The organism is Pseudomonas sp. LB3P58, from assembly GCF_054897895.1.
The window spans coordinates 5,482,409-5,496,162 of record NZ_JBUBVE010000001.1 but is presented as its reverse complement, the minus strand read 5'-3'; the positions used below and the strand labels follow the sequence as shown (position 1 = coordinate 5,496,162).

General features: G+C 59.7%; 15 protein-coding genes. 8 read left to right on the top strand and 7 right to left on the bottom strand.

All coding sequences use genetic code 11. The annotated features are described in order from the left end of the window. Positions 1-110: 110 nt before the first annotated feature. From ACYZTZ_RS25665 to fdhA, 3 genes are all read left to right on the top strand, one after another. Complete coding sequence (locus ACYZTZ_RS25665) at positions 111-743, top strand: sarcosine oxidase subunit gamma (RefSeq protein ID WP_056741252.1); 633 nt, start codon at positions 111-113, stop codon at positions 741-743. Between the two features lie 126 nt (positions 744-869). After that, a complete protein-coding gene (gene purU, locus ACYZTZ_RS25660; RefSeq protein ID WP_008147101.1) occupies positions 870-1,727 on the top strand; it encodes a formyltetrahydrofolate deformylase in 858 nt (285 codons plus the stop codon). Between the two features lie 207 nt (positions 1,728-1,934). After that, complete coding sequence (fdhA, locus tag ACYZTZ_RS25655) at positions 1,935-3,134, top strand: formaldehyde dehydrogenase, glutathione-independent (protein ID WP_007947729.1); 1,200 nt, start codon at positions 1,935-1,937, stop codon at positions 3,132-3,134. A 253-nt stretch (positions 3,135-3,387) separates the two neighbouring features. Here fdhA and ACYZTZ_RS25650 read toward each other — a convergent pair whose 3' ends face one another. From ACYZTZ_RS25650 to ACYZTZ_RS25640, 3 genes are read right to left on the bottom strand one after another with little or no spacing between them, the layout of a single operon-like run. Next, positions 3,388-4,062, bottom strand: a complete 675-nt coding sequence (locus ACYZTZ_RS25650) for an anti-sigma factor (RefSeq protein WP_462000056.1) — start codon at positions 4,060-4,062, stop codon at positions 3,388-3,390. Further along, entirely contained in the window at positions 4,059-4,694 is a 636-nt protein-coding gene (locus tag ACYZTZ_RS25645; RefSeq protein ID WP_462000055.1) for a sigma-70 family RNA polymerase sigma factor, read from the bottom strand. Before ACYZTZ_RS25645 ends, ACYZTZ_RS25650 begins: the two co-directional genes overlap by 4 nt. A 53-nt stretch (positions 4,695-4,747) precedes the next feature. Further along, positions 4,748-5,338, bottom strand: a complete 591-nt coding sequence (locus tag ACYZTZ_RS25640; RefSeq protein WP_223431240.1) for a fasciclin domain-containing protein — start codon at positions 5,336-5,338, stop codon at positions 4,748-4,750. A gap of 215 nt (positions 5,339-5,553) precedes the next feature. Between ACYZTZ_RS25640 and ACYZTZ_RS25635 the strand changes: the two genes are divergently transcribed. Beyond that, a complete protein-coding gene (locus ACYZTZ_RS25635; RefSeq protein WP_462000054.1) occupies positions 5,554-6,114 on the top strand; it encodes a DUF2780 domain-containing protein in 561 nt (186 codons plus the stop codon). 1 nt (position 6,115) lies between these two features. Here the strand turns inward: ACYZTZ_RS25635 and ACYZTZ_RS25630 are convergent, their stop codons facing one another. After that, positions 6,116-7,003 carry an acyltransferase gene (locus ACYZTZ_RS25630; RefSeq protein WP_462000053.1) on the bottom strand — a complete coding sequence of 296 codons (888 nt, stop codon included), beginning with the start codon at positions 7,001-7,003 and terminating at the stop codon, positions 6,116-6,118. Between the two features lie 271 nt (positions 7,004-7,274). On the opposite strand from ACYZTZ_RS25630, the gene rloA2 reads away from it, so the two are divergent. The 3 genes from rloA2 (at position 7,275) to creC (ending at position 9,954) form a co-directional block, all read left to right on the top strand. Then, positions 7,275-7,781 carry a retropepsin-like aspartic peptidase RloA2 gene (gene rloA2 / locus ACYZTZ_RS25625; protein WP_033053442.1) on the top strand — a complete coding sequence of 169 codons (507 nt, stop codon included), beginning with the start codon at positions 7,275-7,277 and terminating at the stop codon, positions 7,779-7,781. 74 nt (positions 7,782-7,855) lie between these two features. Then, positions 7,856-8,536 (top strand): two-component system response regulator CreB, encoded by a 681-nt coding sequence (gene creB / locus ACYZTZ_RS25620; RefSeq protein WP_462000052.1) that lies wholly within the window; start codon positions 7,856-7,858, stop codon positions 8,534-8,536. Beyond that, positions 8,536-9,954 (top strand): two-component system sensor histidine kinase CreC, encoded by a 1,419-nt coding sequence (gene creC / locus ACYZTZ_RS25615; protein ID WP_462000051.1) that lies wholly within the window; start codon positions 8,536-8,538, stop codon positions 9,952-9,954. The genes creB and creC overlap by 1 nt, the downstream gene beginning before the upstream one ends. 136 nt (positions 9,955-10,090) lie before the next feature. On the opposite strand, the gene ACYZTZ_RS25610 is transcribed toward creC, so the two are convergent. Then, entirely contained in the window at positions 10,091-10,927 is an 837-nt protein-coding gene (locus ACYZTZ_RS25610; RefSeq protein WP_056742309.1) for an IS3 family transposase, read from the bottom strand. Then, the gene (locus ACYZTZ_RS25605) at positions 10,924-11,229 is read right to left on the bottom strand and encodes a transposase (RefSeq protein ID WP_056742306.1); all 306 of its coding nucleotides are present in this window, start codon (positions 11,227-11,229) and stop codon (positions 10,924-10,926) included. The genes ACYZTZ_RS25610 and ACYZTZ_RS25605 overlap by 4 nt, the downstream gene beginning before the upstream one ends. 173 nt (positions 11,230-11,402) lie before the next feature. On the opposite strand from ACYZTZ_RS25605, the gene creD reads away from it, so the two are divergent. Next, positions 11,403-12,773, top strand: a complete 1,371-nt coding sequence (creD, locus tag ACYZTZ_RS25600; protein ID WP_462000050.1) for a cell envelope integrity protein CreD — start codon at positions 11,403-11,405, stop codon at positions 12,771-12,773. Between the two features lie 210 nt (positions 12,774-12,983). Here the strand turns inward: creD and ACYZTZ_RS25595 are convergent, their stop codons facing one another. Continuing rightward, positions 12,984-13,613, bottom strand: coding sequence for a glutathione S-transferase (locus ACYZTZ_RS25595; RefSeq protein ID WP_046045328.1), 630 nt, complete (start codon positions 13,611-13,613; stop codon positions 12,984-12,986). Positions 13,614-13,754: the final 141 nt, after the last annotated feature.

The following is a 13,754-nucleotide window of genomic DNA, read 5'->3' as shown; positions in this document are numbered from 1 at the left end:
TGCGTGGGAATGCATCCCGGGACGCTCCGCGTCCCAAGAGCGGACGCAGAGCGTCCATGGCGGCATTCCCACGCAGAGCGTGGGAACGATCAACAAAAGAAAGGTGCTTTATGACCGCAGCCAATGTTTACCAACAACGCCCAACCACTGGGGCCAAGGCCGAGTCGTCGCTGCATCACGCCGACCTCGCCAGCCTGGTGGGCAAGGGCCGCAAAAGCGCCGGCGTGATCGTGCGTGAGAAAAAACTCCTCGGCCACCTGACCATTCGTGGCGATGGCCATGATGCGGCGTTCGCTGCCGGTGTGCACAAAGCCCTCGGTATCGAATTGCCGGGTGCGCTGACCGTCGTCGTCAAAGGCGAAACCAGCCTGCAATGGATGGGGCCGGATGAATGGCTGCTGATCGTGCCGACCGGTGAAGAGTTCGCCGCCGAGCAAAAACTGCGTAAAGCGCTGGGCGACCTGCACATCGCGATCACCAACGTCAGCGGCGGCCAGCAGCTCCTCGAACTGAGCGGCCCGAACGTGCGCCAGGTGCTGATGAAGTCCACCAGCTACGACGTGCACCCCAACAGCTTCCCGGTGGGCAAGGCTGTGGGCACCGTGTTTGCCAAGTCGCAACTGATGATTCGCCACACCGCTGAGGACACTTGGGAACTGCTGATTCGTCGCAGCTTCTCGGATTACTGGTGGTTGTGGTTGCAGGATGCTGCGGCTGAATACGGCCTCAGCGTCCAGGCGTAACGATCGTTCCCACGCTCTGCGTGGGAATGCATCCCGGGACGCTCCGCGTCCCAAAGCGGACGCAGAGCGTCCATGGCGGCGTTCCCTCGCAGAGCGTGGGAACGATCAGATAGGAGTCACCGCACTATGAGCCGCGCCCCAGACACATGGATTCTGACCGCCGACTGCCCAAGCGTTCTCGGCACCGTGGACGCGGTGACCCGCTTTCTGTTCGAGCAGGGCTGCTACGTCACCGAGCACCATTCCTTTGATGATCGGCTTTCGGGCCGTTTCTTCATTCGCGTGGAATTCCGCCAGCCCGACGGCTTCGACGAACAAGCCTTCCGCGCCGGCCTCGAAGAACGCGGCCAAGCCTTCGGCATGATCTTCGAACTGACCGCGCCGAACTACCGCCCGAAAGTGGTGATCATGGTCTCCAAGGCCGATCACTGCCTCAACGATTTGCTCTACCGCCAGCGCATCGGTCAATTGTCGATGGACGTGGCCGCCGTGGTTTCCAACCACCCGGACCTCAAGCCGTTGGCGGACTGGCACCAGATTCCGTACTACCACTTCCCGCTGGACCCGAACGACAAACCGTCCCAGGAGCGTCAGGTCTGGCAGGTGATCGAAGAGTCCGGCGCCGAACTGGTGATTCTTGCCCGCTACATGCAAGTCCTGTCGCCAGAGCTGTGCCGCAAACTCGACGGCAAGGCGATCAACATCCATCACTCCCTGCTGCCGGGTTTCAAGGGCGCCAAGCCTTATCACCAGGCCTACAACAAGGGCGTGAAACTGGTCGGCGCCACGGCGCACTACATCAACAACGACCTGGACGAAGGCCCGATCATCGCCCAGGGCGTAGAGGCTGTGGACCACAGTCATTACCCGGAAGATTTGATCGCCAAGGGGCGGGATATCGAAGGGCTGACGCTGGCCCGGGCCGTTGGTTATCACATTGAACGACGAGTGTTTTTGAACGCCAATCGGACGGTCGTTCTTTAGATCGCTATCGCGAGCAGCTCGCTCCCACAGGGATTTGTGTCAGTGCACAAACCCCGGACACACCAAAGATCCATTGTGGGAGCGAGCCTGCTCGCGATGAGGCCCTTACAAACAACACAAGACACACAAGCAATAACCCGAGCAATCAACGCGCCGCCGTTCCATGGCGACGCGACCGCTACATAAAAACAACAGCGAGGTGAAAGCATGTCTGGCAATCGTGGTGTGGTGTATCTCGGCAATGGCAAAGTCGAAATACAGAAAATCGACTATCCAAAAATGCAGGACCCGCGCGGCAGGAAGATTAACCACGCTGTCATCCTGCGTGTGGTTTCCACCAACATCTGTGGTTCCGACCAGCACATGGTGCGTGGCCGTACTACCGCTCAAACCGGCCTGGTTCTGGGCCACGAGATCACCGGTGAAGTGATCGAGAAGGGCAGCGACGTCGAAAACCTGCAAATCGGCGACCTGGTGTCCGTACCGTTCAACGTGGCTTGCGGGCGCTGCCGTTCCTGCAAGGAAATGCACACCGGTGTTTGCCTGAGCGTTAACCCGGCGCGTCCGGGCGGTGCTTACGGTTATGTCGACATGGGCGACTGGACCGGCGGCCAGGCTGAATACGCGATGGTGCCGTATGCCGACTTCAACCTGCTGAAACTCCCGGATCGCGATCGCGCGATGGAAAAAATCCGCGACCTGACCTGCCTCTCCGACATCCTGCCGACCGGTTACCACGGCGCAGTGACGGCGGGCGTTGGCCCGGGCAGCACCGTGTACATCGCTGGTGCCGGTCCTGTCGGTCTGGCTGCTGCCGCTTCCGCTCGCCTGTTGGGCGCAGCGGTGGTGATCATCGGTGACGTCAACACCGTCCGCCTGGCGCACGCCAAGGCTCAGGGTTTCGAAATCGCCGACCTGTCCCTGGACACCCCGCTGCACGAACAGATCGCTGCACTGCTGGGCGAGCCTGAAGTGGATTGCGCCGTCGACGCCGTGGGCTTCGAAGCGCGTGGTCATGGCCATGACGGCGTGAAACACGAGGCTCCGGCCACCGTGCTCAACTCGCTGATGGGCGTGGTTCGGGTTGCCGGCAAAATCGGTATCCCAGGCCTGTACGTGACTGAAGATCCGGGTGCAGTCGATGCAGCCGCGAAAATGGGCAGCCTGAGCATCCGCTTCGGTCTGGGCTGGGCCAAATCCCACAGCTTCCACACCGGCCAGACGCCAGTGATGAAGTACAACCGCCAGCTGATGCAGGCGATCATGTGGGACCGTATCCACATTGCCGACATCGTGGGTGTGGAAGTTATCAGCCTCGATGACGCGCCACGTGGTTATGGCGAGTTCGATGCGGGCGTGCCGAAGAAGTTTGTGATCGATCCGCACAAACTGTTCAGCGCAGCGTAAGGCTTCACGCAAAACAAAGGCGACCTTCGGGTCGCCTTTTTTGTGTTTTTGATGTTGGCAGATCGAGAGGTTTGTCGTATTCGAAACCCACCCCTCACCCCAGCCCTCTCCCCGGCGGGGAGAGGGGGAAAGGGGGCCGATCTCTATGCTTTTCAAACCTGAGTTCGACTCGGACTTTCAGGTCGATGTACATCGAAAGAACAACTCGGTCAGTCCCCTCTACCTCCGGGAGAGGGCTAGGGTGAGGGGTGGTTTACAAGGCCGCCAACGCCCCTTGATACAACACCGGTCCCGTCGGTTGCCCCGTCGGCGAACCACCCTGCGGCTCAAGACTCACCGCCAACGCAATCGGCTTGCCGATCAACGTCTTCTGCGTATCGCTCAGCTCTACGCGCCCCTTGCCGCCCGCCGGGATCACACCAAGGGAAATCGGCTTGCCATCCGCTGGAATCGCCCACAGCTCCAGACTTCGCCCCGGGTCAACCGCTGCCAGCGTCAGCGGCTCAACGTTCAAATAATCCTCATGCGCTTCTACCTTCAGCGCAGGCTGCGCGTCGGCCGTCAGCAGCGTGGCGCTGTAACGCGCACTGTCGCGGTTATAGATCACACCCAACGTCACGGCGATCACCAGCGAGCAAACCGCAGCCGTCACTCGCAACCAGCTCCAGAACGGTCGCTTTTCCGGCATGTGCAGCACTTGCGGCTCAATCCGCGCCGTAATTCCCTGCCACACCCGATCCGGCACCGGCTGCTCGGGCAGCGCTTCGGTCAAACTGGCCAGGCTTTCCTGCCACTGCGCTAGTTCCGCGCGCAGTGCTGCGTCCTCCAACAACAACTGTTCGAAACGTCGACGAGCGGCAGAGGGCATCAAGCCAATGGCGTAATCGGCGGCGAGGGCGCGGCGCAAGGTCGGGGTTTGATAGTTCATGATTCAAGGCACCTACGCAGTCGCTCCATACCGCGGCGGATCCAGGATTTCACCGAGCCCAGCGGCGCGGCCAGGTGTTCGGCGAGCTCAGAGCAGGACAGCCCCTGAAAGTAAGCCACGGTGATCGATTGACGCTGCATGCCGTCGAGGCTTTCCAGGCAGCGATTCAAGGCGTTGGCCTCACGGGCACTGCTGAGTTGTTCGTGGGCCGATGGGCTTTCGTCCACCAGCGCCTGTTCTTCAAGGTCGCTCAACGGCCGGTCGCGGTGTTTGCGCAACTGATCGATGGCCTGATGACGGGTGATGTTGATCATCCAGGTCAGCGGCGTCGACAGGTGCGCCTCGTAGCGCGAGGCGTTGTTCCAGATGCGCACGAAGCTTTCCTGCAGCACTTCTTCAGCCAGATCCGGCCGCCCCATGAATCGCAGCGCTACGCCATGCAGCCGTGGGCCGACGCTGCGGTAAAGCGTCTCGAAAGCGCGGCGGTCGCCCAGTGAACACTGGGCCAGAAGCTGCCTGAGCTGATCGGCGTCGGCGATGGGAATGGCAGTTCTCCGGGCAATCGAAGCGGGCTGGGTGAGGTGCCGGTTGCAGGCAGAGGTTAGTTCACGGTGCGTGGTAGTTCCATTCATGGGCGGCCACCTCGGAAACCGCCGACCCTGATGCGCAGGGTCGGCGGCACGCCTCAGCTTTTCGGCATCAGTACTTTGTCGATGACCTGAATCACGCCGTTGGACTGGTACACGTCATAGGTGGTGATGTCGGCGACGTCACCTTTTTCATCCTTGATCGTGATGTTGTGCGGACCGTTCATCATTGCCCACAGCTTGCCGCCTGCGACGGTGGTCAGTTCGGCCGTGCCGCCACCGGCCTTGATCTTCTCGGCCAGGGTGATCATGTCGAGCTTCCCGGCGACCACGTGGTAGGTGAGCACGTGAGTCAGGGTCGCCTTGTTGGCGGGTTTGAGCAGGGTATCGACCGTGCCGGCCGGCAGGGCGGCGAAGGCCGAGTTGACCGGGGCGAACACGGTGAACGGGCCTTTGCCCTTGAGGGTGTCCACCAGGCCTGCGGCTTTCACGGCGGCGACCAGGGTGGTGTGGTCGGCGGAGTTCACCGCGTTATCGATGATGTCCTTGCTCGGCATCATGCTCTGGCCGCCGACGATGACCGCGTGGCTCGTGTCTGCCGCTTGCACAGTGTTCAGGACGAATCCGCCGCCAAGGGCCAGGGTCAGCAGGCTGGCAATCAACGGCGTTTTGATCGAAGTGCGTTTCATGGTGATGATCCTCGTGCAGGGAATCGGCCAGGAATGTCTGTCCGTGCTTGATATACGCGGGCGGGACCAGACTGGATGCAGCGCCGGTCAATTCTTTTTCGACTGTTCGTCGGGGGCTCGCCAAGACTCGGAACAATCCCCTGGGATGCCAGTCCAACACACGGTTTTTCGCTGCCCATTGCCGGGCGGTTTTCATGGCACATGAGGATGTCTGAATGAAGATTTCACGCGGTTTTGCACTGGCTTCGCTGATGTGTCTGGCGGCCAGTCCGGTCTTTGCTCAGTTCAGCCTGTTCGATGCGGCCAATGCCATCTCTGGCACGCAGGACGATGACGCCGCCGCGGCCGCGCCGACCGCGATGACCGCGCAGACGGCCGGTCTGCTGAGTGCGCTCAGCCAATTGAACGTGACGCCAGAACAAGCCATTGGCGGTGCCGGGGCGATGCTCGGTCTGGCGAAGAATCAATTGAGTTCGACCGACTACTCGGAGTTGGCCAAAAGCGTGCCCGGAATCGACTTACTCTCCGGTGGCGGTCAACTGGGCCTCCTCAGCGGCTTGCTTGGCTCGTCCGGTAAAGCGGCAGGTCTGGACAACGTCTTGGGCAACCTGAATAACACCAACGACCTGAACAGTGCCTTCAACGCATTGGGCATGGACACTGGCATGATCGGCCTGTTTGCCCCCGTGCTTCTGCAATTTTTCGGTCAGCAGGGAGTCGGCGGGTCGCTGCTGACAAACCTGGGCGGGATCTGGGGCGCAGGCACCGGTACCTGATTCAGCGGCGCTCGGCGCGCAACGCGTCGATGCGCTGGTCCTTCTCGATCCAGAGCTGGTTGACCCAGTTCTGGATGGTTTCGCGAAACTGCGGATCGTTTTCGTAATCGCCCTGCCACAGTGCCGGGTCGAGTTCGCGGGTCTTGATGTCGATGATGACTTTCGGCACGTTGCCGCTGAGCAAATCCCAGAACCCCGGAATCGTCTGCTGCGGATACACCACCGTCACATCAAGGACGGCGTCCAGCTGTTCGCCCATTGCCGCCAGAACAAACGCCACGCCGCCAGCCTTGGGCCTGAGCAGGTGGGTGAAGGGTGATTGCTGCTGGGCACGTTTCGCAGCGGTAAAGCGTGTGCCTTCCAGGTAATTGACCACCGTCACCGGCTGACGTTTGTACAACTCGCACGCCGCTTGGGTGATCTCCAGATCCTTGCCGGCCAGCTCAGGATGCTTCGCCAGGAATGCCTTGGTGTAGCGTTTCATGAACGGGTAATCCAGCGCCCACCACGCCAACCCGAGGAACGGCACCCAGATCAGCTCTTTCTTGAGGAAGAACTTGAAGAACGGTGTGCGGCGATTCAGCGTTTGGATCAACGCCGGGATATCGACCCAGGATTGATGGTTGCTGATCACCAGATACGACGTGTCGACCCGAAGGTCGTCACCGCCACGGATATCCCATTGCGTGGGGATGCACAGGCGGAAAATCAGCTTGTCGATTTCGGCCCAGGTCTCGGCGATCCCCATCACCGTCCATGACGCGTAATCACGCAAGCGCCCGGGCAGGACCAGTTTGAGCAAGGCGAACACCATCAGCGGCCCGAACAGGACCAAGGTGTTGAGCAACAGCAGCAGGGTAACGAAACAGCCGGTGAGCAGGCGGCGCATAAGTAACTCTTGAAAGCATTTGGGCGCGCAATGATAAGCAGCTTCGGACGGCAGGCCAAATCGGTGACGACGAATGTTTCACCTATGGACCGCTATGCTGGAGGTCGGCTGAAAAGATCGCAGCCTTCGGCAGCTCCTACAAAAGCACGCCGTACACCTGTAGGAGCTGCCGAAGGCTGCGATCTTTTGATCTTTGGTTTTGCAGACGCCGAACGAATTCAAAGGCAACGGTCTAAAATTCCGCTGCCCACTCCTCAAGGAAGCCCATTACGTGAAATCCCTCCTTGCACTGCTTTCCCTCGTGGCCCTGCCGGTCCTGGCCGCTGAGCCGACCCTGTACGGGCGCTACGAATACATCGCGCTGCCGGAAATCGGTGGCGAAGTCCTCAAGGCCAAGATGGACACCGGCGCCCTGACCGCGTCGCTGTCGGCCAAAGACATCGAAACCTTTACCCGCGATGGCGACGAGTGGGTGCGTTTCCGCCTCGCCACCAAAGGCGCGAGCAACAAGGTCTACGAACACAAGGTCGCGCGGATCAGCAAGATCAAGACCCGCTCCGAAGAAGATGAGGATGACAAGGAAGCGGTCGAACCCACCAAGCGTCCGGTGGTCGATCTGGAACTGTGCCTGGGCAACGTCAAGCGCACCGTTGAGGTCAACCTCACCGACCGCAGCAGCTTCAACTATCCATTGTTGATCGGTGCCAAAGCCTTACGTGAGTTCGGCGCGGCGGTGAACCCGGCACGGCGCTTTACCGCGGACAAACCCGACTGCTGATTTCAAGTGGTCTCATTGACGTGACGTGAGCCTTGGGGCACCGTTCGCCCACTTAACTCCCGGGCTCGGACGCCATGCCTCATATCCTGATTGTCGAAGACGAAGCAGCGATTGCCGACACCCTGATTTTCGCCTTGCAGGGTGAGGGCTTCACCACCACCTGGCTGAGCCTTGGCGCCGCTGCGCTTGAGCATCAGCGCCAGACCCCGGCTGACCTGATCATTCTCGACATTGGTCTGCCGGACATCAGCGGCTTCGAGACCTGCAAGCAATTGCGGCGTTTCAGCGAAGTGCCGGTGATTTTTCTCAGTGCCCGTGATGCCGAAATCGATCGCGTCGTGGGCCTGGAAATCGGTGCCGACGATTATGTGGTCAAGCCGTTCAGCCCTCGGGAAGTGGCGGCGCGGGTCCGGGCGATTCTCAAGCGCATGGCGCCGCGAGCGACAGCCGAGGTGCCATCGGCGCTGTTTCGCATTGACGGCGAACGAGTGCAGATCAGCTACCGCGGTCAGCTTCTAACCCTGACCCGCCATGAGTTTCGTCTGCTGCAATGCCTGCTGGACCAACCCGAACGGGTCTTCAGTCGCGAGCAATTGCTCGATGCGCTGGGCGTCGCCGCCGATGCCGGTTACGAGCGCAGCATCGACAGCCACATCAAGAGCGTGCGCGCCAAATTGCGCCAGGTGAAGGCCGACGCGGAACCGATCCAGACCCATCGCGGCCTCGGCTACAGCTACAACCCGGGGCATAGCTGATGCCTCTGGGGATTCGGATATTCCTGGTCTACGTGCTGTTTATCGGCCTGACCGGTTACTTCGTGCTGAACACCGTGATGGAAGAAATCCGTCCCGGCGTGCGCCAGTCCACCGAAGAAACGCTGGTCGACACCGCCAACCTGATGGCCGAAATCCTGCGCGACGACTTCAAGGCCGGCACCCTGAATCAGAACCGCTGGCCCGAGCTGCTCAAGGCTTATGGCGAACGGCAACCGAAGGCGAACATCTGGGGATTGCCGAAAAATCAGGTCAACCACCGGATCTACGTCACCGATGCCAAGGGCATTGTGGTGCTGGACTCCAGCGGTGTGGCAGTGGGGCAGGATTACTCGCGCTGGAACGACGTATTACTGACCCTGCGAGGCGAATACGGCGCTCGTTCCAGCCGCAGCGATCCGGACGATCCGAACTCCTCAGTGATGCACGTCGGTGCCCCGATTCGCGACAACGGCCAGATCATCGGCGTGGTCACCGTCGCCAAACCCAACAGCTCGTTGCAGCCATACGTTGATCGCACTGAACGGCGATTGCTTGCCTGGGGTGCGGGGCTGATCGGCCTCGGTCTGCTGTTCGGCGCGCTGTTGTCGTGGTGGTTGAGCGCGGCGCTGCGGCGATTGACGGCTTATGCACAGGCAGTCAGTGAAGGCCGGCGGGTCGAGGTTCCGCACTACCGTGGCGGCGAGCTGGAACAACTGGCGACAGCGGTGGAGCAGATGCGCACGCAACTCGAAGGCAAAGCCTACGTTGAGCGTTACGTGCACACATTGACCCACGAACTGAAAAGCCCGCTGGCGGCGATTCGCGGCGCAGCGGAGTTGCTGCAAGGCGAGATGCCGCTGGCCCAGCAGCAGCGTTTTGTCAGCAACATCGACAGCGAAAGCGCGCGGATGCAGCAGTTGATCGAGCGCCTGTTGAATCTGGCCCTGGTCGAGCAACGCCAAGGGCTGGAAGAGCGGGTGGCGGTGCCGCTGGCGAAGTTGGTAGATGAGTTGCTGAGCGCTCAGGCGGCGCGCATCGAAGGCAAGCAATTGCGCGTGGAACAAACCATTGCAGCGGATCTGGTGCTGACCGGTGAACCGTTCCTGTTGCGTCAGGCGCTGGGCAATCTGCTGGAGAACGCGTTGGATTTCACCCCGGCTCAGGGTTTGTTGCGATTCAGTGCTGAGCGCATTGGGGAGCAAATTGAGTTCAGGCTGTTCAACCAGGCTGAGGCCATTCCCGACTATGCGTTGCCGCGACTGAGCGAGCGTTTCTATTCACTGCCGCGACCGGACAGCGGGCGCAAGAGCACGGGGTTGGGGCTCAACTTCGTTGAAGAGGTGGTCAAGTTGCATGGTGGAACGGTAAGCATCGGTAATGTCGACGGTGGCGTTGAAGTGACTTTGCGCCTGCCTTAAAACCGAGTCGCTTCCATCGCGAGCAGGCTCGCTCCCACATTGGGCTTCGGTTGTGAATTACATCCGTGAACTCACCCAGATCACTGTGGGAGCGAGCCTGAACTGGTCAAGCAAATCCGGACACCGGTTACGGTGTTTATGCCGCTTTTTGCTCCATAGCTATTGGCGACAGGTAGTTGTTGTAGCTGTGGAGCCTAGTGCGGTTGTAGTACATGAAGAAGCGAACCATGTCGGTTTGTGCTTCTTCGGTGCTGCCGTAGCCTTTGCGAGGTACCCATTCCGACTTCAGCGTTCCGAAAAACCTCTCCGTCGGTGCGTTGTCCCAACATTGCCCACGATGGCTCATGCTCTGCAATATGCCATATCGCTCCAACTCCCCTTGAAACTTGCGGCTCGTGTATTGGCAGCCCTGATCAGAATGGAACATCAGCCCTGGCGCACCTTGTCGAAGGTCTGCTGCCATGCGCAGTGCTTTGCTGACCAAGTTGGCATCATTGATCAGGGAAAACGCCCAGCCAATGACACGCCGCGCAAACAAGTCGATCACGATTGCCAGGTGGCACCAGCGTTTTCCCACTAAAAGACTGGTTACATCGCCACACCAGACCTGGTTGATGGCCGCCGGCCTGAAGTTACGTTCGAGTCGATTAGGCGCAACAAAGGCTTCGACCCCCTTGGATCTGAATGGATGCGGTCGGCGCTGTTTGCTGACAATGTTGGCTTCCTTCATCAGCGACGCAGCGAGGCTTCTTCCTACTGGAAAATGCTCGGCCTTCAGGCGTTTGGAGATCATTCTGGAGCCCATACTTTCGCGGCTCTCAGCGTGTAGGTTGACCACCTGAGCCATAAGCTCTTCACGCCTGATTTTGGGGCGGGAGCGCCGCTGAATCCATTCATAGAAGCTACTGCGCTTGACGTTGAAAACACGACACAGCGTGGCGGTCGGATACGACGCTCTCAGCTCCGCTATCATCGAAAACGAGCGGGATCCGACATCAAGAGCGCGGTAGCCTTTTTTAAGATCTCGGCCTCCAACTCCATTTGCTTGATTTTGGCCTTCAGCTCCTGAATCTGACGCTGATCTTCGGTAATCGCTTTGGTGCCTTTTACCGGCTGGCCTTCGCGCTCCTTACGAACCTGTTCGACCCACCGCCGCAAAGCGGTAGGCCCAATGTCCAACGACGCGCAGACGTCTGGAACGGGACAATCATCATCAAGTACCATGCTGGCAGCACGCAGTTTGAACTCGCGCGAATAGACCTTTCTTTCGTTCATGGAGCCTCCAAGTTGGCGAAATCATATCGCCCTTAAGAGGTGTCCGGAATTATTAGGCCAGTTCAGCCTGCTCGCGATGGGGCCGGCCCAGTCTCCACACACTCTCCACATTCCGCCCATAAATCCCCCACACACCGATTCCAGACTCTCCCCATCCAAACAGGGAGAGTCCCATGAACCGTAGCCTGACCCTAAAACTGGGGGCGATTGCCCTTTTGATTCTGCTGTTGATGATTCCTCTGCTGCTGATCAACGGGATCATCAATGACCGTCAGCGACTGCGCGACGGCGTGCTCGAAGACATCGCCCGCAGCTCCAGCTACAGCCAGCAACTGAGCGGTCCGATCATGGTGGTGCCGTATCGCAAAGTGGTGCGGATCTGGAAGACCAATGAGAAAACCAACAAGCGCTACCAGGAAACCGGCGAAGAACGCGGCCATCTGTATTTTCTGCCGGAGCGTTTCGAGCTCGACGGCAAGGTGCAGACAGAATTGCGCTCGCGGGGTATTTACGAGGCGCGGCTGTATCACGCCGACAACCACATCAGCGGCCTGTTTTCGATTCCCGCGCAGCTGGGTATCAAGGAGGATTTCGCCGATTATCAGTTTGATCAAGCGTTTCTGACGATAGGCATCAGCGATATCCGCGGGATCGAAAATGCCCTGAAACTGGACCTCAATGGTCAGAGTCTGGATTTTGAACCGGGCACGCAGCTGGGCTGGCTAGGCGAGGGGGCACACGTCATGTTGCCCGCGCTGGACAGGCACAAAGGCGCGGAACTGGCGTTCGCCTTTGACCTGCGCCTGCAGGGCACCGGCCAGTTGCAGATCACTCCGGTCGGCAAAACCAGCAAGGTGCAACTGGCGGCCAACTGGCCTCACCCGAGCTTTATCGGCAACTACTTGCCGGCTCAGCGTGAAGTCACCGGGACAGGTTTTACCGCGAATTGGCAGACTTCGTTCTTTTCCACCAACCTGGAAGAAGCCTTGACCAACTGCCTGACCAGCGACCGTTGTGACGAGCTCAAGAGTCGCAACTTCGGGGTGAGTTTCATCGATCCGGTGGATCAGTACCTCAAGAGTGATCGGGCGATCAAATACGCGCTGCTGTTCATTGCCCTGACCTTCGCCGGATTCTTCCTGTTCGAAGTGCTCAAAAGCATGGCCGTGCATCCAATCCAGTACGCGTTGGTGGGCGTGGCCCTGGCGTTTTTCTACCTGTTACTGCTATCGCTGTCCGAGCACATCGGCTTTGCCCTGGCGTACCTGCTGTCGGCGGGCGGCTGTGTGTTGTTGATTGGTTTTTATGTCTGCCATGTGCTGCGTAGCGTGCGTCACGGCTTGAGTTTTTCGGTGGGATTGGCGGCGTTGTATGGCTTGCTCTATGGCTTGCTGAGTGCCGAGGATTACGCGTTGTTGATGGGGTCGTTGCTGTTGTTCGGGTTGTTGGGCGTGTTTATGGTGCTGACCCGCAAGCTGGACTGGTATGGGGTTGGGCAGAAGTCGGTCAAGCCGTTGGTGTTTGATATGGGAGCGGTGGAATGAGCCGGTCGTTGGGGTTGCGCGAGGATCAGCGGGTGGGGGAGGTGTTGGCGACGCTGATTTACAGGTTGTTTCCAGTCGATTCGGTGTGGTGCATTCGCGAGCAAGCCCGCTCCCACAAGGGATCTCCAGTGAACACAAAATTCGTGCACACAACCAATCAACTGTGGGAGCGAGCCTGCTCGCGATGAGGCCGGAACAGCCAGCGAAATTCTAAACCTTTGGCATCGTCGCCAGCATCGAAGCCCGCTGACTCACCTCAAAGTACCAGTTCGCCAGCTTCGGATTCGTCGTGCGCCATTCCAGATCCGGATGGCGCAAATCGAGGTAACCCAACGCACAGGCAACACTGATCGCCGCCACATCGAAATGGCTGGTCAGCTCGGCAATCGCGTCCACTTCCAGCAATGCCAGGCCGCGACGAATCTTCTCGCGCTGGCCATCAAGCCACGCGTCCCAGTGTTTTTCCGGGGCACGCAGGGCGACTTCATAACGAATCAGCACCGCAGCGTCCATGATCCCGTCGGCCAGGGAGGCCAGGGTCAGGCGCCGCCAGCGAGCCGAGCCGTTACGCGGGATAAGCGGGTTGCCGACGTGCTGGTGGTCGAGGTAATCGAGGATCACTCGGCTGTCATGGATGACGTTGCCATCGGCCAGGCGCAAGGCCGGGATTTTACCCAGCGGATTGTCTTCGTTGAGTATCAGGTCCGGGCTGACCGGCGTGAGCACGCAGTCTTGCAACGCCACGCGGTCCTGCTGACCGGTTTCGTGCAGCAGCACCATGACTTTGCGAACGAAGGGCGACAACGGGTTGTGGAACAGGGTCATGCTGGGGGCGGACATGGGCGCGTCTCGGTGTGTGGGGCAGTGCTGGGCAGCATAGCGCGTTGATCCGGGAGCTCAAGATCGAAGTAAATACCTAACCCCTGTGGGAGCGGGCTTGCTCGCGAAGGCGGTGTGTCAGTCAGCATCAATGTTTACTGA